This window comes from Pseudomonas sp. Q12-87 (assembly GCF_001269755.1).
Classification (GTDB): domain Bacteria; phylum Pseudomonadota; class Gammaproteobacteria; order Pseudomonadales; family Pseudomonadaceae; genus Aquipseudomonas; species Aquipseudomonas fluorescens_S.
Map to the genome: position 1 here is coordinate 52,194 of NZ_LHVI01000010.1, position 25,601 is coordinate 77,794.

Here is a 25,601-nt window from a genome sequence, read left to right on the forward strand (position 1 = left end):
TCCCACAGGGGATTAGGGGAGATGCATGGTTTTAGTGGCCGCCGCAGAACCAATGTGGGAGCGGGCTTGCTCGCGATAGCGGTGGGTCAGTTGATGGAGATGTTGGCTGTGCTGCCGCCTTCGCGAGCAAGCTCGCTCCCACAGGGGATTAGGGGAGATGCATGATTTTTGTGGTCGCCGCAGAACCAATGTGGGAGCGGGCTTGCTCGCGAAAGCGGAGGGTCAGTCGATGGAGATATTGGAATTGAGCTGGTTTGAAAATGTGTTTGTTCTGTCGTTTTCCTCTGACGAGACTTTGCCATGGAACACCAACCGTTGATTCAATCGCGCAGTGTGGCGTCAATGCCTGCTTCGCGGGATCTTTCACCTACCGCCCGTGCATGGGTTTTCCTGTCGCCGTCGATGTTGTTTCTCGGTGTGCTGATCGCCGCCAGTCTGTTGGTGCTGCGCATGAGCGTCGGCACCAAGGGCGCGGAGTGGAGTGGGTTCAGTCTCGCCAGTTATGGGCAGTTGCTGGAACCCTACTATCTCAAGTCCCTGCTGCTGACCTTGCGCCTGGCCTTGATCAGCGCGGTAATCGCCGTGCTGCTGGCGATTCCCGTGGCCTACACCATGTCGCGGCTGGCCTCGCCATTGTTGCGGCGGGTGTTCCTGGCGGCGGTGTTGTTGCCGCTGCTGGTCAATCTGCTGCTGCAAAGCTACGGCTGGCTGGTGATCCTCGGCCCTGCCGGCATGCTCAATCAAGCCCTCATGGGCCTGGGTCTGATCAAACGACCGATCATGCTGCTGTACAACCAGAATGGCGTGTTGATGGGCCTGGTCCAGACCGCGTTCCCGCTGGCCGTGCTGCCCATCGCCAGCGCCATGCGCGGCGTTGCCCGCAGTTATGAAGAGGCCGCCGCGACCCTCGGCGCCAGTCGCTTCCAGGTGTTTCGCCAAGTGGTGCTGCCCATGAGCCTGCCCGGCATCATCACTGGCGCGACGCTGGTGTTTGCCTACAACGCCAGCAGCTTTGTCGTGCCGTTGCTGCTTGGCGGTCGACGGGTGCCGATGCTGGCGGTGATGGTCCATGACCAGATCGCCCCGCTGATGAACTGGCCGGCCGCGTCCGCCGCCGGGGTGGTGCTGATTGTCACCACGCTGATGATCATGACCCTGTCCGAATATTTCACCGGCCGCCGTCGGCGGATGCTGGAGGCTTCTCAATGAGCGCGTCGAGTCACAAACGCCAGTCGCTATTGCCCGGCGAAACCGGACGGGCCGTGGGGTTGCTGTCAGGCTTCATTCTGCTACTGGCGGTGTTGCCGATCCTGACCATGATCGTCATGTCCTTCAGCGGCGCGGCGAACCTGGATTTCCCGCCGAGCAGCTACAGCCTGCAATGGTATCGGGCCGCCTGGCACACCTTTGTCTCGCCGGATGCCAGCGACGTACTGAGCCTGGGCCAGGCCATGGGCACCAGCCTGCTGGTGGCCTGCCTGACCATGATCTTCGCCACGCTGATCGCGGTGCCGGCAGCCTATGCGCTGACCCGTTGCGAGTTCCGCGGCAAGGCCGTGGCGCTGCAATTGATGTCGTTGCCGCTGGTGTTTCCCATGGTGGTGCTGGGGTTGGCGCTGCTGTTGGTGTTCGACAGCCTGCCGTTCCAAATGACCACCTCACGCCTGGTCATTGCCCACGTCATCCTCGCCTTGCCGTTCGTGGTGAAGAACTGCACCGCCGCCATGCTCGGCATCGGCAGTGAAGTCGAAGAAGCCGCGCGAATGCTCGGCGCGACGCCACGGCGGGCCATCGTCGATGTGGTGGTGCCGTTGATGAAATCGGGGATTCTCGCCGGGATGCTGCTGGCGTTCATTGTCTCGTTCAACGAATTCACCGTGACCTATTTCCTCTACACCATCGACGTCATGACCGTGCCGATCTGGATGTACAGCCGCACCGTGTCGTCGCTGGACCCCACCGTTTTTTCGTTTGCCGTGCTCATCGTGCTGATCGACTTCGTGCTGATCTGGGCGCTGGAGAAACTGGTGGGCGAGGGCGGCGTTTCCTTTTGATTTCGAGGTGAAGACATGACTGGACTGATACTGGAAAACGTCGAGAAACATTACGGCTCGGCCTGCGCGGTAAAGGATGTGAACCTGCATTTGCCCGAGGGCAAGCTGGTGTGTTTCCTCGGGCCTTCGGGGTGCGGCAAGACCACGCTGCTGCGCATGATCGCCGGCCTGGAAAGCCTCAGCGGTGGTGAAATCCGCCTGGATGGCGAAGACATCGGCCATACCCCGGCACACCTGCGCAACTTCGGCATGGTGTTCCAATCGTTGGCATTGTTCCCGCACATGACGGTCGGCGAGAACATTGCCTATCCGCTGAAATTGCGGGGCGTGGGCAAGGCCGAGCAACAGGCGCGGGTCGTGGAATTGCTGGAACTGATCCAACTCCAGGCGATGATCGACCGGCCCGTGGCGAAACTCTCCGGCGGCCAGCGCCAGCGGGTAGCGATTGCCCGGGCGATTGCCGCCCGGCCGAAAATCCTCCTGCTGGACGAGCCGTTGTCGGCCCTGGATGCGAAGCTGCGCGAGTCGATGCAGGTGGAGATCCGTCAACTGCAGCAACGGCTGAACATCACCACGATTCTGGTGACCCACGACCAGCGCGAAGCCATGACCATGGCCGATATCGTGGTGGTGCTGGGGGAGCATCGCGTGCAGCAAGTCGGCACGCCGATCGAGATCTACCGGCACCCGGCCAACGAATTCGTCGCCGACTTCATCGGCTCAGGCAATATTTTCCCCGCCACCACACTGGGCAACGGCCGCGTGGGATTGCCGGGTGGGGACGCGCTGGACGTGCCGGCCAGCAACAGCATCAACGCCGGGGAGAAGATCAAGCTGCTGGTGCGCCCCGAAGACCTGCAACTGTCCTCGCCCCAGGCCTCGGCGGGCAATCGCTTGCTGGGTGAGGTGACGTTCGTGCGGGATATCGGCGCGACCATCGAAACCACGGTGCAGTGTTCCGGGGTCTCGTTCACGGCGTTGAGCACGCCATGCCAGGGGATGAACTTGGATATCGGCCATGCGGTGTCGGTGACCATACCGGCGCAGGCGTGTCGGTTGCTGGGTGCCTGAGTTCATCATCTCGAAAGATGAGTTGTCTTGACTGGCGCGTTCGCGAGCAAGCCCGCTCCCACAGGGGATCTTCAGTGAACACAGATTCTTTGTTCACAACCGATCAACTGTGGGAGCGGGCTTGCTCGCGAAGAGGTCAGAAAACGCTACACAAACTTCAGCTCAGACGGTCATCCGCAACCGCGCCAGATCCCGCAGCGGCGGTGCGCCGAACAGCCGGCTGTATTCGCGGCTGAACTGCGAAGGGCTTTCATAGCCCACCCGATACCCCGCCGCCGAGGCCTCCAGCCCTTCGGCCAGCATCAGGCGTCGGGCTTCCTGTAGGCGCAGTTGCTTCTGATATTGCAGCGGGCTCATGGCAGTCATGGCCTTGAAGCGATGATGCAGGGTCGAGACGCTGAGGTTCACTTCCCGGGCCAGGTCATCGATGCGCAGCGGCTGTTCGAAATGGCCGTTGAGCCATTTGATTGCCTGGCTGATGCGATGGCTCTGACTATTGGCGATGGCGATTTCGTACAGCCGAAAGCCCTGTGGACTGCGCAGCAGGCGATAGAGAATTTCCCTGCGTACCAAGGGCGCGAGCATAGCGATGTCTTTCGGCGTGTCCAACAGCCGCGCCAGGCGCAGCACGGCGTCGAGCATCGGCGTGTCCAGGCGCTCGACATACAGGCCGCGCCCGGCGGGGCGGGTCGGTACGCCCAGGGGGCCGGCGTCGGCGATCAGCGCGGTGATTTCCGCCGGGTCGATGTCCAGGCGCAGGGCCAGGATCGGCTGTTCGGTCGTAGCGTGGGCCATGCAGCCGCTCAACGGCATCGACACGGAGACCACCAGGTAATGAAGCGGATCGTAGTTGAACAATTCGTCGGCCAGGCGCACCTGCTTGCTGCCTTGGGCCATGACGCACAGCGCCGGTTGCGCCAGGACCGGGGCGAAACTTTGCGGCTTGCTGTGGCGCGACAGGTTCAGCGAACCGATGGCTGTGGCGTAGCTGCCGTCTTCGCTGGTGTTGCGGTCGATGATCGACGCCAGTTCGGCGCGCTGTTGTTCCAGGTACGTGTCCAGCGGGACGTGGGCGTGGTCGAGCGGCGACATTGCCGGGATCCTCAGCAAATAGGGAGCGATGAACAAATCTTATGTTTGTGCAAGAAGCAGCGGTAGCCACATCCTGTTGAAAGCTTGCCTGATCCTGCACCGCGTGTCGGGCCATGACGTTGCAATATGGACGAAACTTGCTTGAAACCTTTTGTTTCAACTTCCCGGATCGTCGTTGGGTGGCCGGCCGTTTTTTTCCAGTCGACACGCAGGATTGTGCAACGGGTCGGCAGGAATCGACTAACGAGGCTGGCGTCGTGGCGCTTAACCTTTGATCCTGTCGCAGCCTGTTCCCGGCTGCACAACGGATGACCTGGGAGGGTTGAACATGACTACACATATCCCCGTCAGTCACATGGCCTTTGTACGCGCCCGTGCCGGTTGCTCCAAGCAATTGGGCGCACGGTTGGGCAGGCTGATCGCGCCATCTCGCCAGGCCCCCGGTTGCCTGCACTTTGCCTTGCAGCAATCGCAATGCGACGCTGACTTGTGGCTGGTATCCGGGTTGTGGGTCAACCAGCCGGCGATGGACGCCTACTTCAATTCCCCGGCCATGGCGATTTTCGCCGAGTTGGTGCAAGACCTGGTGGTGAGCAGCTTGGACTTCCATACGTTCAGGGAAGTGTCCGCCGCCCAGGCGACCGAAGGGTGCCTGGCGCAGGTACACAAACTGGCCGGTTGAAGGTTTAATGAGCGTCATTTTCCACCGCCAGGATGCACAAGACATGGCACGTAAAGCCTTTGAAACCTTTGAAGCTGTTTCCGCTGTCGTTCCCAAGGAGGGCGGTGGTTACCATGCGGCCATAGCCACCAAGGCCATCGGCGGCTCCGGCGCACCACGTTTCAACAAGGTACTTGAAGACCAGGCGTTCAAGACCGCGACCGAAGCCGACGACGCCGCTGCCGTACAGCTCACCCATCTTCAGGGTGTCAGCGAGGATGGTGGGTTGGTCTGGTAGCGACACGATCACCCGGTAGGGCTTTTGTGGCGAGGGAGCAAGCTCCCTCGCCACAGGTTGCTGTTTCTTCTTGAGAGCCGTGTCGCTTACTTCGGGCGATGCATCTTGAACAACGCCTCGGGCCCCAACTGGAAATAATCCGCCGGCCCGCCGCCGCGCAGAATCGGCTCGGCGGCGGCGGTGTCGTACACCCCGTCCTTCAGCAGCCACTTGGCGATGTGCACGGCGACCACTTCGCCGAGAATCAGCCAGCTCGGCACCAACCCTTTGTCCGCCCGTTGCAACTGGATGATCTGGGTAACCTTGCATTCGAAAGACACCGGGCTTTCAGCCACCCGCGGCACGCGAATCACCCGTGACGCCGCTGTCGTCAGGCCGGCCAGCTCAAATTCGTTGACCTCAGGCGCCACCATCGCGCAGCTCTGGTTCATCTGCTCGGCCAGCGGGCGAGTGGCCAAGTTCCAGGCGAACTCGCCGGTCTGTTCGATGTTGTTCAGGCTGTCTTTGCGCCCGACACTGGAGAAACCAATGATCGGCGGAATGTAATTGAAGGCATTGAAGAAACTGTAGGGCGCCAGGTTCAGGCGACCCTCGGCATCCTGCGAGGAAATCCAGCCGATGGGACGCGGGCCAACGATGGCATTGAACGGATCGTGAGGCAGGCCGTGGCCGTTGGCGGGTTCGTAGAAATGGATGTCATCGGGCATTAGCGGGTGTCCTGGAAGAGCCTTCGTAGGCGGCCAATAGTGCAAGGCGCAGCCTTTTATTTCCAGATTGGATTACGCAAAAAACATCGCAGCCTGTGGTCGCGGCCAGCGGGCCAGCCCACCCGACAGCGCTACCGAAGGCTGCGATCCTTTGGCATGAGCTTCATCAATCAGCTGATTGCTTCGGCAGTACCGGTCTTGTCAAAGCCATCGGCAGCGATGGCGTCAGCGGTGCCAGTCTTGTCGAAGCCGTCGGCGGCGATAGCGTCAGCGGTGCCAGTCTTGTCAAAGCCGTCGGCAGCGATGGCGTCAGCGGTGCCAGTCTTGTCGAAGCCATCGGCAGCGATGGCGTCGGCGGTGCCGGTCTTGTCGAAACCATCGGCGGCGTGGCTACCCGCGTGGCTGCGTTCGATGGCAGCGCTGGCGCCGGAGCCAAAGGAGGCGGTACCGGTTTTGTCGAAGCCGTCGGCAGCGAAGGTGTGGGCGGCCAGTACGGACAGGGTCAGGGCGAGAATCAGTTTGGTTTTCATGATTTGTTACTCCAGGTTCGTTGGCGATGTGTCTTGCATGGATTGAATGCTACGCCAATTAAATCGATTAAAAAGCGCAAAATAATGCTGAATTTAATCGATTAAGTAGATGTTAAGCGGGGCCCAATTAAATCGCCTGCCCATTGGGGCGAACGTCGCGCGGGTCTCCGATCACATGCAACCAGGGTGCGGTGCCAGCGTTAAGCGGTGATTAATCGCTGTTGGGGGCATGCATGACAGTTTTTTCATATATTCCCGACCTGTTTTTCACCGTCGCGCCCCCAGTCTGCGGCGCATGGCCGCCAAGAGCCGGCCGACACCCACACTGGAGCTTGACCTAGCGATGAATAAACTGCCCCAAATCACCCTGGCGTTCTGGGTGATGAAAATCTGCGCGACGACCCTGGGCGAAACCGCAGGGGATTTGCTCTCGATGACCCTCAACGTCGGTTACGCCATCAGCTCGCTGATCCTGATCAGCGTGTTTGTCTTGACCCTGGTCATGCAACTGATGGCCAAGACCTACAAGCCGCTGCTGTACTGGATCGTGATCCTGTCCACCAGCACGGCGGGCACCACCATGTCCGACTTCATGGACCGCACCCTTGAGTTGGGGTACGCCACCGGGTCGATGATCCTGATCGCGATTCTGCTGGGAATCTTCGCTGCCTGGCGCCTGAGCGGTGATTCACTCAACGTCACCAAGGTGCAGACCTTTCGCGGCGAGATGTTCTATTGGATGGCGATTCTATTTTCCAACACCTTGGGCACCGCGCTCGGTGACTACCTGGCCGACGATTCGGGCTTGGGTTTTGCTGGCGGCGCATTGCTGATCAGCTCGACCATTGCCGTGGTCGTACTGCTCAAGTACTTCACCAGGATTTCGTCGGTGGTGTTGTTCTGGATAGCGTTCGTGCTGACCCGTCCCCTTGGCGCGACGTTGGGCGACTTGATGACCAAGCCTCACGAAAAGGGCGGCCTGGACTTCGGCACTGTCGGCTCATCGGCGGTATTGGCGGGGGTTTTGATTGTGATGATCGCTGGCGCGGCGTATGCGCAAAACCGTTATGGCAAGCAGGGCACCGCTGAGTTGACTTGAGACCTGGTCGTCTCCCATCGCGAGCAAGCTCGCTCCCCCAGGGATTTACGCTAACCCTGTGGGAGCGAGCTTGCTCGCGATGGGGCCATGAGAGTCACCGTTGCAGTGACTGTGAAACCTCGTCAGTCGGTCACGATCCGCGAATGTTTGCGGGTGTCTTTCATGGTGATGTACACCAGCAACGAGACGGCGATGCATGCCGTCACGTACCAGTAGTAGCCGGTTTCCATGCCGATGCTCTTGAACCACAGCGCGATGTATTCAGCGGTGCCGCCGAAGATCGACACGGTCAGCGCGTAGGGCAGGCCGACGCCCAGGGCGCGGATTTCGGTGGGAAACAACTCGGCTTTCACCACGGCGTTGATCGAGGTATAGCCACTGACGATGATCAGCGCGGCCATGATCAGGAAGAACGCGCCCCACCAGGTCTGGATGGTGTGCAAGGTGGTGAGGATCGGCACGGTGCACAGCGTGCCCAAAATGCCGAAGGCAATCAGGATCGGCCGGCGACCGATCTTGTCCGACAGCCCGCCGATCACCGGTTGCAGGCACATGAACAGGAACAGCGTGGCAGCGGAAATGGTGGTGGAGTCGGAAATGCTCATGCCGACTGTGTTCACCAGGTATTTCTGCATGTAGGTGGTGTAGGTGTAGAACGCCAAGGTGCCGCCCATGGTCAGGCCGACCACGGTCATCAGCTCTTTGGGATGGCGCATCAAGGTGCGCATCGCGCTTTCCTTGGACTTCTCTTTCTTGGTGAACGACTCGGTTTCTTCCATGCCGCGTCGCAGGTACAGCGCCACGACCGCACACAGCGCGCCGATGGCGAACGGGATGCGCCAGCCCCAGGCGTACAGCTGTTCGGTGGTGAGGAACTGTTGCAACACGATCAGCACGCCCAGGGCGATGAGCTGGCCGGAAATCAAGGTCACGTACTGGAAGCTGGAGAAGAAACCGCGACGTTCCTTGGTCGCCATCTCGCTCAGGTAGGTCGCCGAAGTGCCGTACTCGCCACCCACCGACAGGCCTTGGAGCAAACGGGCGAATACCAGCAGGATCGGTGCGCCGACGCCAATGGTTTCGTAGCTGGGGCTCAGGGCGATGATCAGCGAGCCGAAGCACATCAAGTACACCGAGGCCATCAACGCACGTTTACGACCAGCGCGGTCAGCGTACAGGCCCATCAGCCAGCCACCGATCGGGCGCATCAGGAAGCCCACGGCGAAGATCGCGGCGGTGTTGAGCAATTGGGCGGTGGTGTCGCCCTTGGGGAAGAAGACTTTGGCGAAGTACAGCGAGAACGCGGCGTAGACGTACCAGTCATACCACTCGACCATGTTGCCGACCGAGCCGCTGAAAATCGATTTGATCCGGCTGGCGGTGGTTCTTTCACGGGCGGGCACGGCGGCCGACCCAATGGGCAGGGCGTTGGAGTTATCCATTGAAGGATCCTTCGTTTAATTGTTTTTGTGGAGCGCGTGGGAACGCAGCCTGCCAGGGCTATAGCAGGAGCTGTGCCACATGGCACAGGGCCGGTTTAGAGGGGGTGGGGTGCTTTGGTGAGCGGAAATCCGCTTGTTTTTGATTGTGGATGAGCGGGAATCCGCTTACTTGGGGGGCAGTGTTGTTTGTACCGGCCTCATCGCGAGCAGGCTCGCTCCCACACTTTATCCTGTGTACACATAACCCTGTGGGAGCGAGCTTGCTCGCGAAGAGGCCGGAACAGGCGCAGAAAATTCAGCCCCCCGACAAAAACATCTCCCGATTCAACCCATGCCGCTGCATTTTTTCATTGAAGGTGCGGCGCGGCAGTTGCAGTTCTTCGAGCACCGCTTTCACATCGCCTTTGTGTCGCGTCAGGGCGGCGCGCAGGCATTGGGCTTCGAAAGCTTCCTGCTGGGCGGCGAGGGACTGGCCGGGCTCGGCCTCCAGGGTGTGCGGTTGATCCAGCCCCAGCACCTGGCGTTCGGCGACGTTGGCCAGCTCGCGAACGTTGCCCGGCCAGTCGTGGCTGAGCAGATGGCTCAGTTGCGGGCCGCTCAGGGGCGCGGCGGGACGAGCGAGGCGTTCGGCGGCGCTGTGGGTGAAATGTTCGAACAGCAACGGGATGTCTTCGCGCCGCTCACGCAGCGGCGGCAAGCGCAGTTCGGCGACGTTCAAGCGGTAGGCCAGGTCTTCGCGAAAACGCCCGGCGCGGGCCTCGTCCAATAGGTCGGGTTTGGTGGCGGCGATGATACGCAGGTCCACCGGGATGCTCTGGTTGGAACCCAGGCGTTCGAGTTTCTGTTCCTGCAAGACCCGCAGCAGCTTGACCTGTTGGGCCAAGGGCATGCTTTCGATTTCATCGAGAAACAGTGTGCCGCCGTCGGCGTATTCGAGCTTGCCGATGCGCTTGCCCTGGGCGCCCGTGAACGCGCCGCTTTCATGGCCGAACAGTTCGGCCTCGAACAGCGGTTCGGGAATCGCCGCGCAGTTCAACGCGACGAAGGGCTTGTTCGCCCGGGGGCCGAAATCGTGCAGGCAACGGGCGACCAGTTCTTTGCCACTGCCGGTTTCGCCGCGGATCAACACGTTGACCGGCAGGGTCGCCAGGTCCAGCACTTGGCGCCGCAGGTTTTGCAGCGCACGGGACACGCCCAAAAGCGTTCCATCGAGCCGGGCCCTGGCGTCGGCCTGTTCATGCAAGCGGCGGTTCTCCAGTACCAGCGTGCGCTTGTCCAGGGCGCGGCGCAGGCTGCCGAGCAGGGCTTCGGGGCTGAAGGGTTTTTCGAGGAAGTCGTAGGCGCCGTCGCGCATGGCCTCCACGGCCATCGGTACGTCGCCGTGGCCGGTCAACAGAATCACCGGCAGGTCCGGATCCCGGCGCCGTACTTCGGCCAGCAGTTCCAGGCCACTGAGACCCGGCATGCGCACGTCGCTCAGGATCACCCCGGGAAAGTGCTCCGGCAGTTTCGCCAGGCATTCCTCGGCGCGACTGAACAGCTGTACCTGGAACCCTGACAGGCTCAACCATTGCTCGACGGCACTGCGAATGCTGCCTTCGTCGTCCACCACCATCACTGAATCAAGCACGCTGCGCCTCCTGATCGATAGGCAAGGTCATGCAGAACACCGCGCCGTTCGCGTGATTGTCCGCCGTCAGTCGCCCGCCGGATTCATGGACAATCGCAAACGAAACCGCCAGGCCCAGGCCCAGGCCATCGCCCACAGCCTTGGTCGTGAAGAAGGGATCGAACACCTGGGCCAAGTGTTCCTCGGCGATTCCGGTGCCGCTGTCACTGACCGTCAGGCGCCACAATTGATCATCCGCCTCCAAGCGTACTTCCAGGCGCTTGAGGGGCGGCTCGGCCATGGCGTCAAGCGCATTGCGCAGCAGGTTGATCAGCACCTGTTCGAGGCGGATCGCATCGCCGCGCACCCACGCCGGACGGGTCAGGTGCAACACGGTGCTGACTTGTTCGTCCCGCAGGCGCGCGTCCAGCAATTGCAGCGCCTGGTCCACCACCGCGGCCAAGTCCAGGCGCTCGCGCAGGCCGCTGGGGCTTTTGCGGGCGAAGGTCTTCAGGTGACCGGTAAGGGCCGCCATGCGGGTCAGCATATCGTCCACCGGCTTGAGGGCCTTGTAGGCGTCGTCGACCCGACCGTGATCGAGCAGCAGGCGCAAGGTCGCCAGTTGCATGCGCTGGGCCGTCAACGGCTGGTTGATTTCATGGGCCAGGGCCGCCGACATCTGCCCCAGCGCCGCCAGCTTGGCTGACTGCACCAGGCCGTCCTGGGCCGTGCGCAAATCCCGGGTACGTTCTTCCACCAATCGCTCAAGCTCTTCGCGGCTGCGCTGCCGCAGTCTCGCCAGGCGCCAGCGCTGGTTGAGGAATAGCAGCAGGAATACCAGCGCCAACCACAAGCCGGCGGCGGCAAGCCCGGCGTTGCGAAGGTCTTCGAAGGCGATCTGCGGACGGCGCAGCAAGTGCAGTGTCCAGCCTTCGGCGGTCAGCGGCAGGGATTCCCAGAGATATTGCGCCGGACCGTCGAAAGCCTCGACCCGGGCCAGGCGACTGTTCTCGTCAAAGTTACGCAGAGGCTCAAAGAGCAGCGGTTGCAGCGGCTGCTTGTCGTATTGGCGGGTCGTCTTGAGTTCGGCGCGGTCGCTGTCGGTCAGGGGTAGCAGGTGGCGATAACGCCAGCCGGGTCGGTTGGCGATGAAGATAATTCCTTTGGCATCGCTGACCAGCAGCGTGTCGCTGCCCTGGCGCCATTCGCGCTCAAGCTCTGGAAATTCCAGCTTCACTACCATCGCACCGAGGAACTCGCCGTTGTCCCCGGTCACGGCGCTGGACAGGAAATACCCGGGAATGCCGCTGGTCACACCCACCGCATAAAAACGCCCGGTGCCCTGGGTGCGAGTCTGGAGGAAATAGGGCCGAAAGCCGTAGTTGTGCCCGACATAACTGCTGGGCAGCCGCCAGTTGCTGGCGGCGACGGCGAGGCCGTTGTGATCGAGCAATTCCAGGGTAGACGACTGCGCGGCACCGTTGATTTGTTCCAGCTTGCGGTTCAATGCATCCTGTTGCGCGGGGCTGACCGGTGCCTGGAGGGCCGAGCGCAACTCCGGATCCAGCGCCAGCACGGCGGGCAGGGCGCGGTAGCGTTCGATCAGGGTGTGCAACGAATTGGCGTACAGCGCCAGTTGCTGGTTGGCACGGTTGGCGTCTTCCTCCAGCGCCTCGCGCTCGGCGTGACGCACGGCCAGGCCGGCGGCAACCGCCGCACCGGTGAGGATCAGCAGGGTGTACAACGACAGACGCAGGGTACGGGTGGTTGGCAGCATGCTGGCGCGAACAGGTCAAAAGTCGGGGCGGGCACGATAGCATGGCGCTTGCCCGGAGCGATCATGTACTTCAAACCCACCGCCCATCCCCTGTGGGAGCGAGCTTGCTCGCGATGACGTCGGTACTTATCGCCCCCTGCCCGGAACGCTACCCGGGCGGATCTGACAGGCCACTGTCTATGTGGCGAGGGAGCTTGCTCCCGCTGGGCTGCGCAGCAGACCCAAGGCAGCCGACTCAACTTGGCTGACACATCGCAGCGTCTGGTTTTGGGGCCGCTGCGCGACCCAGCGGGAGCAAGCTCCCTCGCCACAAGCGTTTTCCTGCCCAGCATTAAATCCTGGTTATCTGACCTGGCCTCATCGCGAGCAAGCTCGTTCCCACACCAGATCGCACGCGAACAAAAATCTTCGCCCACCGCCCATCCCGCAGGGTTTCTCGACGACAAAAAAAACCGGTGAGCTTGTTGCCCCACCGGCCTTTCTACAGCATCAAAGTGTTTGTTACTGCACTTCTACCGCCAGGCTGTCGCTGATTTTCTTCTGCCAGATGGCTGGGCCGGTGATGTGCACCGACTCGCCTTTGCTATCGACCGCTACGGTCACTGGCATGTCCTTGACTTCGAACTCGTAGATCGCTTCCATCCCCAGTTCGGCGAACGCCAGGACTTTGGATTTCTTGATCGCCTGGGCCACCAGGTAGGCGGCGCCGCCGACGGCCATCAGGTAGACCGCCTTGTTGTCCTTGATCGCTTCGATGGCGGTCGGGCCGCGCTCGGATTTGCCGATCATGCCCAACAGGCCAGTCTGCTCGAGGATCTGGCGGGTGAACTTGTCCATCCGCGTGGCGGTGGTCGGGCCGGCCGGGCCGACGACTTCGTCGCCTACCGGGTCGACTGGGCCGACGTAGTAGATGAAGCGGCCCTTGAGGTCCACCGGCAAGGTTTCACCCTTGTTCAGCATCTCGACCATGCGCTTGTGCGCCGCGTCGCGACCAGTGAGCATCTTGCCGTTGAGCAGCACGGTTTCGCCCGGTTTCCAGCTCTGCACGTCTTCCGGGGTCAGGGTGTCGAGGTTGACGCGACGGGCCGACGGGCCGGCTTCCCAGACGATTTCCGGGTAGGCGTCCAAGGGTGGCGCTTCCAGCGACGCCGGGCCAGTGCCGTCGAGCACGAAGTGGGCGTGGCGGGTGGCGGCGCAGTTGGGGATCATGCACACCGGCAGGGAGGCGGCGTGGGTCGGGTAATCCATGATCTTCACGTCGAGCACGGTGGTCAGGCCACCCAGGCCCTGGGCGCCGATGCCCAGTTGGTTGACCTTCTCGAACAGCTCCAGGCGCATCTCTTCGATACGGTTCTGCGGGCCGCGGGCCTTGAGTTCGTGGATGTCGATGGACTCCATCAACACTTCCTTGGCCATCACTGCGGCTTTCTCAGCGGTGCCGCCGATGCCAATGCCGAGCATGCCCGGTGGGCACCAGCCGGCGCCCATGGTCGGAACGGTTTTCAGTACCCAGTCGACGATGGAGTCGGACGGGTTGAGCATGGCCATCTTCGACTTGTTCTCGGAACCGCCGCCCTTGGCCGCCACGTCCACTTCCACGGTGTTGCCCGGGACGATGGAGTAGTGGATGACCGCCGGGGTGTTGTCCTTGGTGTTTTTACGCGCACCGGCCGGGTCGGCCAGGATCGAGGCGCGCAGGACGTTTTCCGGCAGGTTGTAGGCGCGACGCACGCCCTCGTTGATCATGTCGTCCAGGCCCATGGTCGCGCCATCCCAACGCACGTCCATGCCCACACGCACGAACACGGTGACGATGCCGGTGTCCTGGCAGATCGGCCGATGGCCGGTGGCGCACATGCGCGAATTGATCAGGATCTGCGCCATGGAATCGCGGGCTGCCGGCGATTCTTCGCGCAGGTAGGCCTCGTGCATCGCCTGGATGAAGTCCACGGGGTGGTAGTAGGAAATGAACTGCAGGGCGTCGGCAACGCTCTGAATCAGGTCATCTTGCTTGATCACGGTCATGAGTCGCGCTCCTCTCTAAAGACGGGAACATTCAATAAGGTGCCGGCCGCTTGGGTGCATCGGTCGACGGGCGGCACCTCTATAAGGCACGCCGGGCATGCTGGCGCGACGCTAAAAAGGCGCGGCAGTATATCGCAGGCTGGCACCCTGTGGGAGCGAGCTGCCTTTGTGGCGAGGGGATTTGTCTGTGGCGAGGGGATTTATCCCCGTTGGGCTGCGAAGCAGCCCCAAAAAGACAGATGGCCATTAACCTGACACACCGCAGTGGCAGCTTTCAGGTCTGCTTCGCAGCCCAGCGGGGATAAATCCCCTCGCCACAGGGGGCATCTGCCAGCACTCAGTGATGCGTCAATCGGGCCATTGCTTTGACGCCATTTTTCTGCTCCAGAATTGAATGGTCATTTGTCCTACACGCCACTAAAGTGGCGTCTGGCCTGTAGCGTAGGACGCCTCCTGTCAGTTTATTTTTCCCATGGTGAGTCAACGATTGACCCATAACGCCATTCAACGTCTTTTGCTGAAACGCTTCGCTTTGGCGGCCGCGACTTACGCGCTGGCACTGGTGTTGTTGTGGCTGGCATTTTTCAGTGGTCATTACCTGGATTCGTTGCGCGGCGCGATCGTCGGCAGCGTGTTGGTGGTGTTGTGCCAGGCGGGGCTGTTCGCGTTGTTTATCACTGACCGCAACCTGCGGTTCGCCGACCCCAGCCTCACCGAAATCCAGGTGTTGATCGGCCTGGGCTGGCAGACCTGGATGATGGCCCACCTGGATCAGGCCCGGGGCGTGTTCCTGGTGTTCTATGTGCTGATCCTGCTGTTCGGTCTGTTTCATCTTTCGCGCCGGGCCTTCGTGCGTTGCGCGGCCCTGGTGTTTTTCAGCTTTACCGGCATAACGCTCTGGGACGGTTACTTTTTCCGGCTTCCCGATCCCACCCTGGCCGGGTTGCAAGTGTGCGTGTTGTTCATGGTGCTGGTATGGCTGGTGTTCTATGCCCGCTACGTCCAGACCTCCCGCCAGCGCATGCGCCAGCGGCGGTTTGCCTTGCAGGCACACCAGGACACCCTGCGCGGCATGATGCGCCAGCTCGAAGACCTGGTGGCCACGGATGAGCTGACCGGGCTGTTCAATCGCCGACACTTCCTGCGCCTGGCTTCCCGCGAACTCAACACCCTCAGGCCTGGCGTCGCCCATGGCCTGGCCTTGATCGACCTCGACCATTTCAAGCGCATCAACGACCTGTACGGCCACGCTGCCGGCGACCAGGTGCTCCAGGCGTTTGCCGCCGTCGCCACGGCGTGCCTGCGCGAAGGCGACGTACTGGCGCGTTATGGCGGCGAAGAGTTCGTCATGCTGCTGCCCGCCTGTGACCCTTCGCGCCTGACGGCCTGCTGCGAGCGGTTGCGGCTGGCCTTTACCGAAGTCGAACTGATCGGCTTGCAGGTCGGCCCCCTCAGTCTGTCAGCGGGGTTGACCATGTTGGAGATGGGCGACGACCTCGACAACGCCTTGCAGCGTGCCGACCAGGCGCTGTACCGGGCCAAGCGAGACGGGCGCAATCGTTGTGCCGCCGCCTGGGAGAATGTCGATGCCTGAACTCACGGTCGCCGGTCGGCAATGGACGGTGGCGGCGGGCAGTAACCTGCTGGACGCGTTGAATCAGTCCGGTGTGCCGGTGCCCTACAGTTGCCGCGCGGGTAGCTGCCATGCGTGCCTGGTGCAATGCGTGGGCGGCGACGTGCGCGACAGCCGGCCCGACGCCTTGAGCCCGACGCAGCGCGACCAGGGCTGGCGGCTCGCTTGCCAATGCCAGGTGGTCGAGGATGTGCAGATCCACACCTTCGACCCGCAACGCGACGGCCAGGCCGCCGAGGTGACGGCTGTGGATTGGTTGGGCGCCGAGGTGCTGCGCCTGCGCGTCGTCCCGCAGCGGTCGCTGCGTTATCGGGCCGGCCAACACTTGGTGTTGTGGGCTGACGGTGTCGCCCGGCCGTACTCCCTGGCGAGCCTGCCCGAGGAGGATCGTTTCCTGGAATTTCACCTCGATTGCCGCGAGCCCGGCCAATTCGTCAACGTGGCTCGACAGCTGAAGATTGGCGATCCGATCCGCCTTGGCGAACTGCGCGGCGGTGCCCTGCATTACGACCCTGACTGGCGCGAGAAGCCGCTGTGGCTGCTCGCCGCCGGCACCGGCCTGGCGCCGCTGTTCGGTCTGCTGCGCGAAGCCCTGCGTCAACATCACCAAGGCGCGATACGTCTTATTCATGTGGCCCATGATGCGCCGGGGCATTACCTGGCCAAACCCCTGGAGGCGCTGGCGGCCAAGCATGAAAATCTCACCGTCGAGCTGCTGACCACGGCCGAGGCGCCGCCTGCGTTGGCGCAACTGCGGCTTGTTTCCCGACAAACCCAAGCCTTACTCTGCGGCCATCCCGACCGGGTCGAGGCCTTTGCCAAACGTTTGTACCTGGCCGGCTTGCCGCGCAATCAACTGCTGGCCGACGTCTTCCTGCCCCGTGGTTGAGCGCTGATTTCCAGACGCGAGACCGACCATGACTGAAACCCTGTTGCTCGAACGCGAACGCGGCCTGCTGACCCTGCGCTTGAACCGCGCGCACAAGAAAAACGCCCTGACTCGGGACATGTACAGTCAATTGGCGCAGGCCCTGGCGATGGCCGATGCGGACCCGCAGATTCGCGCGGTGCTGCTCACCGGTTCCAGCGATTGCTTCACCGCCGGCAACGACATCGTCGACTTCCTCGAACAGCCGCCCAACGACCTCGACAACCCGGTGTTCCACTTCATGCTTGCGTTGCTCGATTGCCGCAAACCGGTGATCGCCGCCGTGGCCGGGCCGGCGGTGGGCATCGGCACCACGTTGTTGCTGCACTGCGACTTGGTCTACGTCAGCCGCGATGCGCGACTGCGCGTGCCGTTCGTCAACCTGGGGTTATGCCCGGAGTTCGGCTCCAGCCTGATCCTGCCACGCCTGCTCGGCCAGGCCAGGGCTGCGCAATTGTTGCTGCTGGGCGAGGGTTTCAGCGGTGAGCAGGCGGCAGCTTGGGGCATCGCCACCGAAGCGCTGGACAGCGGCGATGCCGCATTCGCCCGGGCACGGGACGCTGCGCTGCGTTTCGAGTCATTGCCACCTGAAGCGGTGCGCATCAGCAAGCAACTGATGAAAGCGCCGGACCGGGAACACCTGCGCAAGGTAATCGAAGAAGAGGGCACGCTGTTCACCCAACGCCTGCGCTCGCCCGAGGCGCTGGCGGCGTTGTCGGGGTTTATCAACAGGCATTGAATTGGTAGCGCCTGGCCAGGCCCCTTCGCGGGCAAGCTCGCTCCCACATTGGTTTTGCGTTGAACCGCTTTTTGTTAACGACGCAGATCCCCTGTGGGAGCGAGCTTGCTCGCGAAGGCGGTAGATCAGGCAGCACATTCTTCAGAAGGCAAAAACCAAAAAGCCCCGCCATTCACATGGCGGGGCTTTTGTTTTCAGCAAGCGCTCACTCAGACCATCGGGTCGCCAACGTGCAGGATCTTCATCCCGTTGGTGCCGCCGATGGTGTGGTAGCTGTCGCCCTTGGTCAGGATGACCCAGTCGCCGGTTTGCACCACGCCGCGCTTGACCAGTTCGTCCACTGCCGCCTGGCTGACTTCGCCCGGTTGCAGGGCGGCCGGGTCGAACGGCACGGTGTAGACGCCACGGAACATGGCGGCACGGGCCTGGGTTTCGCGGTGCGGGGAGAACGCGTAGATCGGCACCGAGGAACGGATGCGCGACATGATCAGCGGCGTGTAGCCACTTTCGGTCAGGGCGATGATCGCCTTCACGCCCGGGAAGTGGTTGGCGGTGTACATGGTCGCCAGCGCGATGCTCTCGTCGCAGCGCTCGAAGGTCTTGCCGATGCGGTGGCTGGAGGTTTTGCCGGTGGGGTGCTTCTCGGCGCCCAGGCAGATTCGCGCCATGGCCTGCACCGCTTCGAGCGGGTAGAGGCCGGCGGCGCTTTCGGCCGAGAGCATCACGGCGTCGGTGTAGTCGAGCACGGCGTTGGCTACGTCGGACACTTCGGCGCGGGTCGGCATCGGGTTCTGGATCATCGACTCCATCATCTGGGTCGCCACGATCACCGCTTTGTTGTGGCGGCGTGCGTGAAGGATGATCTTCTTCTGGATGCCCACCAGCTCGGCGTCGCCGATTTCCACGCCCAGGTCGCCACGGGCAACCATCACGGCGTCGGAAGCCTTGATCAGGCCGTCGAGGGTTTCGTCATCGGCCACGGCTTCGGCGCGTTCGATCTTGGCCACCAGCCAAGCGGTACCGCCGGCTTCGTCGCGCAGCTGACGAGCGTATTCCATGTCAGCGGCGTCGCGCGGGAAGGACACGGCCAGGTAGTCGACTTCCATTTCCGCGGCCAGCTTGATGTCGGCCTTGTCTTTTTCAGTCAGGGCCGGTGCCGTCAGGCCACCGCCGCGACGGTTGATGCCTTTGTGGTCCGACAGTGGGCCGCCGATGGTCACGGTGCAGTTCAGTTCGGTGGCAGTGGCGGTGTCGACGCGCATCACCACGCGGCCGTCGTCGAGCAGCAGCTCGTCACCCACGCCGCAATCCTTGACCAGGTCCGGGTAGTCGATACCCACCACCTGCTGGTTGCCTTCGGTCAGCGGATGGCTGGTGGAGAAGGTGAATTTGTCACCGATCTTCAGCTCGATGCGCTTGTTGGCGAATTTGGCGATACGAATCTTGGGGCCTTGCAGGTCACCCAGCAGGGCAACGAAGCGGCCGTGCTTGGCGGCGAGGTCGCGCACCAGCTTGGCACGAGCCTTGTGCTCTTCGGGGGTGCCGTGGGAAAAGTTCAGGCGGGCAACGTCCAGGCCAGCCAGAATCAGCTGTTCGAGAACTTCCGGCGAATTACTGGCCGGGCCAAGGGTAGCGACGATTTTGGTACGACGGACGGACATGCAAGACTCCTCAAGTTCAAGCGCCAGCGAAGGCTACTATGCTCTTTGGGTGTAGTCATTGTTCATATGCACTACTTTTTCGTTTGTTTTTCGAAATGAACATTCTTGAAAATTTTCACGCCTCTTTAAAGCTTGCCAAAGGTAGTTGTGGCGAGGGAGCTTGCTCCCGCTGGGTTGCGAAGCGACCCCAAACACGTCGGACGCGGGCTGCCTGATACACCGAGGGGCCGGTTTCAGGGCCGCTGCGCGCCCCAGCGGGAGCAAGCTCCCTCGCCACGGGATTTGCGCTTGCAGCTTCAGGCTGAAGATTTTCCCACCCAGGCCGATACAGGGCTCAAGACAGGAGAACCTCCCCATGCGATTCGTGCTTTTTGTTGCCCTGGCCCTGAGCATCACGGGCTGCACCCGTTGGTCGATGAACCACCACATGAACCTGGCCTACAAAGCCTATGACCGCGGCAATTGCGAGCAGGTCATGCTCGAACTGTCCCAGGTCGACCGCGCCAGCCGTGCCCGCCGCTACATGCAGCCAGAAGTCTCGATGCTGCGTGGCCAATGCCTGGAGCGGCAGAAGCTGTTTGTCGATGCTGCGCAGACCTACCAGTTCATCATCATGCAGTACCCTAACAGCGAATACGCCTTCCGCGCCCGCGCCCGTCTCGAAACCTTGCAGAGCCTGGGCCATTATCCGACCCGCAGCGCCTCGGCGGTCCGCCCGACAGCTTCCTGACCTGGTTTTAAGATTGCGGCTGGGTACCGCTGCGCCTGTTCCATGGGTTGGATGAAAGGTTCGTGTCGGCACTGGCTCCCCTCCAACCTTGAGCTATATTGTACAAGTTGTATTAGAGCTTAACCTCTAAATTTAAGAGGCACCTGTGACCGGCGGCAACAGGGCTGAGACGCGTATGAGCGTCTGGCACCGGGATCGGGGAGAGCGGGCTGATGTGTGCTCGTTCCGAAGTGTTCGGTTGCCCTTGTTCGGGCTCGTTCAAAAAGCGATGCAAGACATGTACAAAAAACGGAAAATCGAGCGGCAGCAGTTGCCGTATTTCCTCAAGGTATTCAATGGTGTGAACGGTAGGCCTATCGGGTTCCTGGGCAACGTTTCCGAAGATGGCTTGATGCTGATCAGCCATTTGCCGTTGATGGTGGGTGCAGATTTTGATCTGCAACTTAAAATCCCGGCCGACGAAGGGCCGCAGCAGAACATCGTGCTCAGGGCCAATTGCCTGTGGTGCCGCGAAGACGTAACGCCACAGCATTTCGACGCCGGTTTCAGCCTGCAGTGGGCACCGCCTGAGTACGGGCAGTTGATCAGCGCGTTGCAGCAATATTTCAGTTTTCATCCGTTGCCGGAATCGGCCTGATAGCTGGCCTGACTCTCGTGGGTATACCTCACTTCAACTGTGGGAGCGGGCTTGCTCGCGAAGGCGGAGGTTCAGCTTGCATCGACGCTGAATGTACCGCCGCTTTCGCGAGCAAGCCCGCTCCCACAGGTTCTCCATGCATCCTGTACTGCTATGGGGCGTTCGATCTTCAGCGCTGAACCTTCGCCTCGTTATCCAGCATCTTCTCCAGCAACAACACGCCCATCTCGCCCATCTGATGAATCGCCAGGGCCAGGTTGCGCGGGGCGCCTTCCAGGTCTTCCGATAAATCCAGGATCAACGTACTCACCGAGCAGAAGGTTTCGTAGGTGTGGGCGAGCATGCCTTCGGGATCGGCGTCGGGGGCGACGATGAAGTAATCCACTTGCTTGGCGGTTTTCTGCTCGGGCTGGCCGTTGTTGGGCTTGAGGTAATAATCCAGGGCTCTTTGGGCGGCTTGGTCGAGCTTTTCGGGGTCGAGGGTTTCGTGGGGGGAGAGCGGGTCGGTATGGGGTGGATTGGGGGTTGGTTTGATCATATTCGTTTTTCCATGATTGGCGCTGCCACCCTGTTCGCGACTAAACGAGGGGTGGCGGCTGGACGCAGGTTAGTCGACCGGTGGAAAAACGAAGACCGGCGCGCCCGAGGGCGCCCTGCGCACAGCCACCATCAAGTGCGGGGATAGGGGAACCCGACTGGATGACGCTTGTGCATACCGTTCTTACCACCGGGCGACTAAACCCGATCGCTGGATATCAGCGATGCGAATCAAGTTACGGGGCAGGGCCAAGGCGCACAAGCCGGCGGATTCTGGCGGATCTGTAGTCCGTTACGCAAGGCGTTGTAGTCAGCCGGAGTTTGGCTTGCTCGCCGTAGGACCTATGCGGTCCCCGCCTTTTTCCATGCAAGATATTGCGTCACCAATTGCGCCCCCAATTCACTCGGGCGTGAATCCAGGGCCGGGATGGCGTGGGCGCTCAATTGCTTGTGCAGCTCGGCCCGGGCGTTCAAGTAGTCCACCGTCCCGCAATAGGCCAAGGCTTCAGGCAAGGTTTGCACCGGCGTCTGGCGCAAGCGGTCGAGTGCCTCCTCCCGCAGGCTGGCGATCAACACGCGATGTTGCTGGCCGAGTCGTTTGACGGCCGCCAGCAGTTCCTCGTCGTCTTCGTCGCGCAGGTTGGTCACCAGCACCACCAGGGCCCGGCGTTTTTGCCGGGCCAGCAGTTGGGTCACGGCCGCCTGGTAATCGGCGGGGCGTTGGCTGCTGTCCAGGTCGTAGACGGCGTTGAGCAAGACCTTGAGCTGGTCGCTGCCCTTGACTGGCGCAAGGTAGCGGGTTTGCTCGCTGGCGAAGGTGCTCAGGCCCACGGCATCGCCCTGGCGCAGCGCGGTGTAGCTGAGCAACAGGCAAGCATTGAGGGCGTGGTCGAAATGCGACAGCTCGCCGTCCTGGCTGCGCATGCGCCGGCCGCAGTCGAGCATGAAAATGATCTGCTGGTCGCGCTCGTCTTCGTACTCCCGGGCGATCGGGGTGCGGTGGCGAGCGGTGGCCTTCCAGTCGATCTGGCGCAGGCTGTCGCCTTCGCGAAATTCGCGCAGTTGATGGAATTCCTGACCCTGGCCGCGCCGTTGACGTTGGCGGATGCCGAGCTGGCTGAGCCAGTTATCCACAGCCAATAGCTGGCCGTCGTAGAGCCGGGCGAAATCCGGGTAGACGCGGGTGTGGTCGACCACATCCAGCAGGCGTTTGTCCGCCCACAGACCGAATGGGCTCGGCAGGCTGGTTTCGCAGTGAGCGAAGGTGAAATGGCCGCGCTTGAGCGGGCGCAGGCGATAGCCGACCTGGCTGTGTTGGCCGGGTTGCAGCTCCACCGACAAGGGCAGGTTTTCGAAGTCCAGGCCTTGGGGGATATGGTCGAAAATCTCGATGGCCAGGGGTTGCGCGCATTCATGCTGGATGTGCAGGCGCACTTCGCTCCAACGCCCGAGCGCCAGGCTCCCGGGCATTTGCCGTTGCACCCGCGGCGAGGGCAAGCGCTTGAGGCGCACCGCGTCGAGCAGCGCCAGGGCCAGCAAGGCCAGCAGCAGGCCCCAATTGATCGACAGCAGCGCCGATGGCAGCGCCACGCCCAGTGCCCGCAGCGCGCCCAGCACGATGCTCACCGCCAGCAAGACCGCGAGCCAGGTCAGCAACAGGCGTGAGGGTTTCATGGCTGAATTCCTTCGCAGAGGCCGTCTGCCTCGGCAAGGGCATCTGCGGCTGTGAGATTCCCCGTGGCGAGGGAGCTTGCTCCCGCTGGACGCGCAGCGTCCCCTTGCGGTGTGTCAGGCAAAACCAGGGGGCCGCTTCGCAGCCCAGCGGGAGCAAGCTCCCTCGCCACGGGGGAATGTGTTGCTTGATGCGGCTTAATTGCCACGGCCGGCCCCCTCGGGCTCATGATGTGGGCATTCACAACCGCGGCGCCGGCACTTGGTCGAGCAACTGCCCGAGCACCTGGTCCACCGACAGCCCTTCGATGTCCAGCTCCGGCGCCAGCCTTACCCGATGGCGCAGCACCGCCAGGGCACAGCCCTTGATGTCGTCCGGCACCACGAATTCACCGCCGCGCAACAACGCCCTTGCCCGGGCACAGCGCACCAGCGCAATCGAGGCGCGAGGCCCGGCGCCGAGGGTCAGCCCCGGCCAGGTGCGGGTGGTGCGGGCCAGGCGCACGGCGTAGTCGAGCACTTGGTCGTCCATCGGCAAATCGCTGGCAATGCGCTGCAGCGCCTGCACATCCTTGGCCTGCAACACGGTGCGCAACGGTTGCACATCGAGCATGTCGGCGCGGGTCGAGCGGCTGACCTGACGCACCATGTTCAATTCCTGGTCCGCGTCGGGGTAGTCCATGCGCACCTTGAGCATGAAACGGTCGAGCTCGGCTTCCGGCAGGGGGTAGGTGCCTTCCTGTTCGATGGGGTTCTGGGTGGCGAGCACCATGAACGGCTGGGCGATGGGCAGGGCACGGCCTTCCAGGGTGACCTGGCGCTCCTGCATGGCTTCGAGCAGCGCGGCCTGGGTCTTGGCCGGGGCGCGGTTGATCTCGTCGGCCAGCAGCAGGTTGGTGAACACCGGCCCTTTGCGCAGCTTGAATTGCTCGGTCTGCAAGTCGTACACCGCGTGCCCGGTGACATCGCTGGGCATCAGGTCGGGGGTGAACTGGATGCGCGCGAACTCCCCGGCGAAACAACGGGCCAGGGCCCGTACCAGCAAGGTCTTGCCCAGCCCCGGGACGCCTTCGAGCAGGACGTGGCCGCCAGCGATCAGCGCCGTCAGCACGTCGTCGATCACCGCGCCCTGGCCGACCACCGCCTTATGCAGTTCGGTGCGGATGGCCTGGGCCAGTTGGCTGGCGCGCTGGCGCTGTTGGGCGGCGTGGGTCTGGCCGTCGGCAGGTTCGTTCTGTTCAGTCGTCAATTCTGGCGTTCTCCTAACGGTTCAATCCTATGACTAGCGACATGCTGCGGTTACATGATCCAACTCTTTCATGCTTGGAGTGCCGGGTGGTGACAACTGAGTCCCTGGCACACCTTAGCCCATTTGAAAATGCAGGTTCGCAAAGATCAATCCGGCGAAGCGTGCGGGCAAACCCGCTTCCACCGTGCGGGACCTGGGGGTGCTGCTGACCACGATCCCCGCGTCGATCAAGCGGCTCAGTTCCTCTGTTGCAAGCCGATCCTTCAAGCCGGTAAACACTTTGAACTCCGCACGCGGCATCGCCCCCTGGGTGAGAAGCGCCAGCACGGCCGCTGCGCTGGTGGGCCGGATGCCAGCATCGCGAAGGCCAGGATCCGTTGAAAACACATGGACAACCTGCTCGCGCAGCTTGGCCGGGTTCAGCGCGGTCGTCATGTAGTCGATCTGGTCATGGCAGACATCGAGCATGAACTCGATGAAGTTGAAGTAGTGCCGCTGCGAGAGTTGGCCGCGACCGTCATGGTCACCTTCACGAGGGCGATCAGCCAAGGCCAGGAAGCGGTAATAGTCATCTTGCCTGCGAGCCAGGCCGCGCGACAGTGACCAGAGGAAAGGTTTTAGCCCCAGTTGAACAAGTTGCAGGTGGGTGAGCATCCGAATCACTCGGCCATTGCCATCCAGGAACGGGTGAACGAGCGCCACTCGATGGTGGCCGGCCAGGGCTGCGATCAATTGGCGCCGCGGATCCTTGATTCGGCCATAGTGCAACTGCAAGTGCTCAAGCATGGGCAATACAGCCGCAGCCGCTGGGGCGATATGAGCGCCGACCTGGACCTGTTCGTTCTCTTCGGCCCGCAATCGGCCGGGTTCCATCAAGCGACCATCGCCCAGGGTCAGTTCTTGCGTCGAAGCGTCCTTGAACAGCCGACGATGCAGGTTAGCGATCAACTTGGGATCGAACATGGCAGAGAAGCTGTTCACAGGACGCATGCGAAGCAGCCGCTCCATCACCTCCTGCTGTGTCATGTGGTGCACCGCAAGCGCTTTGAGCTCTTTTCGTTCCCGTTTTGGCGTCGTGCGAGCAGCCTGGAGGTCAGCGATCTCGGTTCGATGCCCTTCGATCAGGTTCGAGTAGTAGGTATTGGTGATGCGCAACAGGCTCGCTAGTTGCCTGGATGTTTCATCAGCGAGCCGTCCGGCAAGAAACTCTGCCTTTCGCGGCAATTGGTCCGCCGCCTGGATGATCGAGTCGGGCAGATTCTCTGGCAGTACAGGGTCAAGGTACGTTTTCGAGGTGATCATCGGTTTGTTTCCAGCGAACACAAACGGCTACTTTTTAGGTAAATCTGCGGAAATTTTTTCGGAAAGTTAAATGGTCTTTAATTCCCGTAAATGCTAGGTATGGCGATACCGTACGATAGATGATGTGCAGCGTTTTTGCGGATTTTTTT

General features: G+C 62.0%; 23 protein-coding genes. 11 read left to right on the top strand and 12 right to left on the bottom strand.

Features of this window, described 5'->3' with window-relative positions; translation table 11 throughout:
- Nucleotides 1-300 precede the first annotated feature (300 nt).
- The 3 genes from AD663_RS05050 to AD663_RS05060 are packed head-to-tail and all read left to right on the top strand — an operon-like array spanning nt 301 to nt 3,125.
- Complete coding sequence (locus tag AD663_RS05050) at nt 301-1,209, top strand: ABC transporter permease (protein WP_003178486.1); 909 nt, start codon at nt 301-303, stop codon at nt 1,207-1,209.
- Nucleotides 1,206-2,054, top strand: a complete 849-nt coding sequence (locus AD663_RS05055) for an ABC transporter permease (RefSeq protein ID WP_003178488.1) — start codon at nt 1,206-1,208, stop codon at nt 2,052-2,054. Before AD663_RS05050 ends, AD663_RS05055 begins: the two co-directional genes overlap by 4 nt.
- A gap of 15 nt (nt 2,055-2,069) precedes the next feature.
- A complete protein-coding gene (locus AD663_RS05060; protein WP_003178490.1) occupies nt 2,070-3,125 on the top strand; it encodes an ABC transporter ATP-binding protein in 1,056 nt (351 codons plus the stop codon).
- A gap of 162 nt (nt 3,126-3,287) precedes the next feature.
- Here AD663_RS05060 and AD663_RS05065 read toward each other — a convergent pair whose 3' ends face one another.
- Nucleotides 3,288-4,217, bottom strand: coding sequence for an AraC family transcriptional regulator (locus AD663_RS05065; protein WP_003178492.1), 930 nt, complete (start codon nt 4,215-4,217; stop codon nt 3,288-3,290).
- 328 nt (nt 4,218-4,545) lie between these two features.
- Here AD663_RS05065 and AD663_RS05070 point away from each other — a divergent pair, with 328 nt between their 5' ends.
- Nucleotides 4,546-4,899, top strand: a complete 354-nt coding sequence (locus tag AD663_RS05070; RefSeq protein WP_003178494.1) for a putative quinol monooxygenase — start codon at nt 4,546-4,548, stop codon at nt 4,897-4,899.
- Nucleotides 4,900-4,942: 43 nt separating this feature from the next.
- Nucleotides 4,943-5,176, top strand: coding sequence for a hypothetical protein (locus AD663_RS05075; protein WP_003178497.1), 234 nt, complete (start codon nt 4,943-4,945; stop codon nt 5,174-5,176).
- Nucleotides 5,177-5,262: 86 nt separating this feature from the next.
- Here the strand turns inward: AD663_RS05075 and AD663_RS05080 are convergent, their stop codons facing one another.
- Nucleotides 5,263-5,883 carry a flavin reductase family protein gene (locus AD663_RS05080; RefSeq protein WP_003178499.1) on the bottom strand — a complete coding sequence of 207 codons (621 nt, stop codon included), beginning with the start codon at nt 5,881-5,883 and terminating at the stop codon, nt 5,263-5,265.
- A gap of 170 nt (nt 5,884-6,053) precedes the next feature.
- Nucleotides 6,054-6,413 carry a hypothetical protein gene (locus AD663_RS05085; protein ID WP_053213381.1) on the bottom strand — a complete coding sequence of 120 codons (360 nt, stop codon included), beginning with the start codon at nt 6,411-6,413 and terminating at the stop codon, nt 6,054-6,056.
- A gap of 343 nt (nt 6,414-6,756) precedes the next feature.
- Here AD663_RS05085 and AD663_RS05090 point away from each other — a divergent pair, with 343 nt between their 5' ends.
- Nucleotides 6,757-7,512 (top strand): membrane protein, encoded by a 756-nt coding sequence (locus AD663_RS05090; RefSeq protein ID WP_003178503.1) that lies wholly within the window; start codon nt 6,757-6,759, stop codon nt 7,510-7,512.
- A gap of 122 nt (nt 7,513-7,634) precedes the next feature.
- Here AD663_RS05090 and AD663_RS05095 read toward each other — a convergent pair whose 3' ends face one another.
- The 4 genes from AD663_RS05095 to AD663_RS05110 form a co-directional block, all read right to left on the bottom strand.
- Nucleotides 7,635-8,954, bottom strand: coding sequence for an MFS transporter (locus AD663_RS05095; RefSeq protein WP_003178505.1), 1,320 nt, complete (start codon nt 8,952-8,954; stop codon nt 7,635-7,637).
- 295 nt (nt 8,955-9,249) lie between these two features.
- Nucleotides 9,250-10,584, bottom strand: a complete 1,335-nt coding sequence (locus tag AD663_RS05100) for a sigma-54 dependent transcriptional regulator (protein WP_003178507.1) — start codon at nt 10,582-10,584, stop codon at nt 9,250-9,252.
- Nucleotides 10,577-12,340, bottom strand: a complete 1,764-nt coding sequence (locus tag AD663_RS05105) for an ATP-binding protein (RefSeq protein ID WP_053213382.1) — start codon at nt 12,338-12,340, stop codon at nt 10,577-10,579. Before AD663_RS05105 ends, AD663_RS05100 begins: the two co-directional genes overlap by 8 nt.
- 501 nt (nt 12,341-12,841) lie before the next feature.
- Entirely contained in the window at nt 12,842-14,365 is a 1,524-nt protein-coding gene (locus AD663_RS05110) for a fumarate hydratase (RefSeq protein WP_003178511.1), read from the bottom strand.
- A gap of 487 nt (nt 14,366-14,852) precedes the next feature.
- Between AD663_RS05110 and AD663_RS05115 the strand changes: the two genes are divergently transcribed.
- Genes AD663_RS05115 through AD663_RS05125 form a run of 3 tightly spaced genes read left to right on the top strand, consistent with a single transcriptional unit; the run spans nt 14,853 to nt 17,665 of the window.
- Nucleotides 14,853-15,959 (top strand): diguanylate cyclase, encoded by a 1,107-nt coding sequence (locus AD663_RS05115; RefSeq protein ID WP_003178513.1) that lies wholly within the window; start codon nt 14,853-14,855, stop codon nt 15,957-15,959.
- Complete coding sequence (locus AD663_RS05120) at nt 15,952-16,887, top strand: iron-sulfur-binding ferredoxin reductase (RefSeq protein ID WP_003178516.1); 936 nt, start codon at nt 15,952-15,954, stop codon at nt 16,885-16,887. The genes AD663_RS05115 and AD663_RS05120 overlap by 8 nt, the downstream gene beginning before the upstream one ends.
- A 28-nt stretch (nt 16,888-16,915) precedes the next feature.
- A complete protein-coding gene (locus AD663_RS05125; RefSeq protein ID WP_053213383.1) occupies nt 16,916-17,665 on the top strand; it encodes an enoyl-CoA hydratase-related protein in 750 nt (249 codons plus the stop codon).
- Between the two features lie 209 nt (nt 17,666-17,874).
- Here AD663_RS05125 and pyk read toward each other — a convergent pair whose 3' ends face one another.
- Entirely contained in the window at nt 17,875-19,326 is a 1,452-nt protein-coding gene (pyk, locus tag AD663_RS05130) for a pyruvate kinase (protein ID WP_003178520.1), read from the bottom strand.
- Between the two features lie 355 nt (nt 19,327-19,681).
- Here pyk and AD663_RS05135 point away from each other — a divergent pair, with 355 nt between their 5' ends.
- Both AD663_RS05135 and AD663_RS05140 read left to right on the top strand, forming a co-directional pair.
- Nucleotides 19,682-20,056, top strand: coding sequence for a tol-pal system YbgF family protein (locus AD663_RS05135; RefSeq protein ID WP_003178522.1), 375 nt, complete (start codon nt 19,682-19,684; stop codon nt 20,054-20,056).
- Between the two features lie 277 nt (nt 20,057-20,333).
- On the top strand, nt 20,334-20,693 hold the full coding sequence (locus tag AD663_RS05140) for a PilZ domain-containing protein (RefSeq protein WP_003178524.1): 360 nt from the start codon (nt 20,334-20,336) through the stop codon (nt 20,691-20,693).
- Nucleotides 20,694-20,862: 169 nt separating this feature from the next.
- Here AD663_RS05140 and AD663_RS05145 read toward each other — a convergent pair whose 3' ends face one another.
- From AD663_RS05145 to AD663_RS05160, 4 genes are all read right to left on the bottom strand, one after another.
- Nucleotides 20,863-21,231: a DUF6124 family protein gene (locus tag AD663_RS05145; RefSeq protein ID WP_003178526.1), complete on the bottom strand. Its 369-nt coding sequence runs from the start codon at nt 21,229-21,231 to the stop codon at nt 20,863-20,865.
- A 341-nt stretch (nt 21,232-21,572) separates the two neighbouring features.
- Nucleotides 21,573-22,904, bottom strand: coding sequence for a DUF58 domain-containing protein (locus AD663_RS05150; RefSeq protein WP_003178528.1), 1,332 nt, complete (start codon nt 22,902-22,904; stop codon nt 21,573-21,575).
- A 238-nt stretch (nt 22,905-23,142) separates the two neighbouring features.
- Nucleotides 23,143-24,150, bottom strand: coding sequence for a MoxR family ATPase (locus AD663_RS05155; protein WP_003178530.1), 1,008 nt, complete (start codon nt 24,148-24,150; stop codon nt 23,143-23,145).
- 114 nt (nt 24,151-24,264) lie between these two features.
- The gene (locus AD663_RS05160; RefSeq protein WP_003178532.1) at nt 24,265-25,452 is read right to left on the bottom strand and encodes a Fic family protein; all 1,188 of its coding nucleotides are present in this window, start codon (nt 25,450-25,452) and stop codon (nt 24,265-24,267) included.
- Between the last annotated feature and the right edge of the window lie 149 nt (nt 25,453-25,601).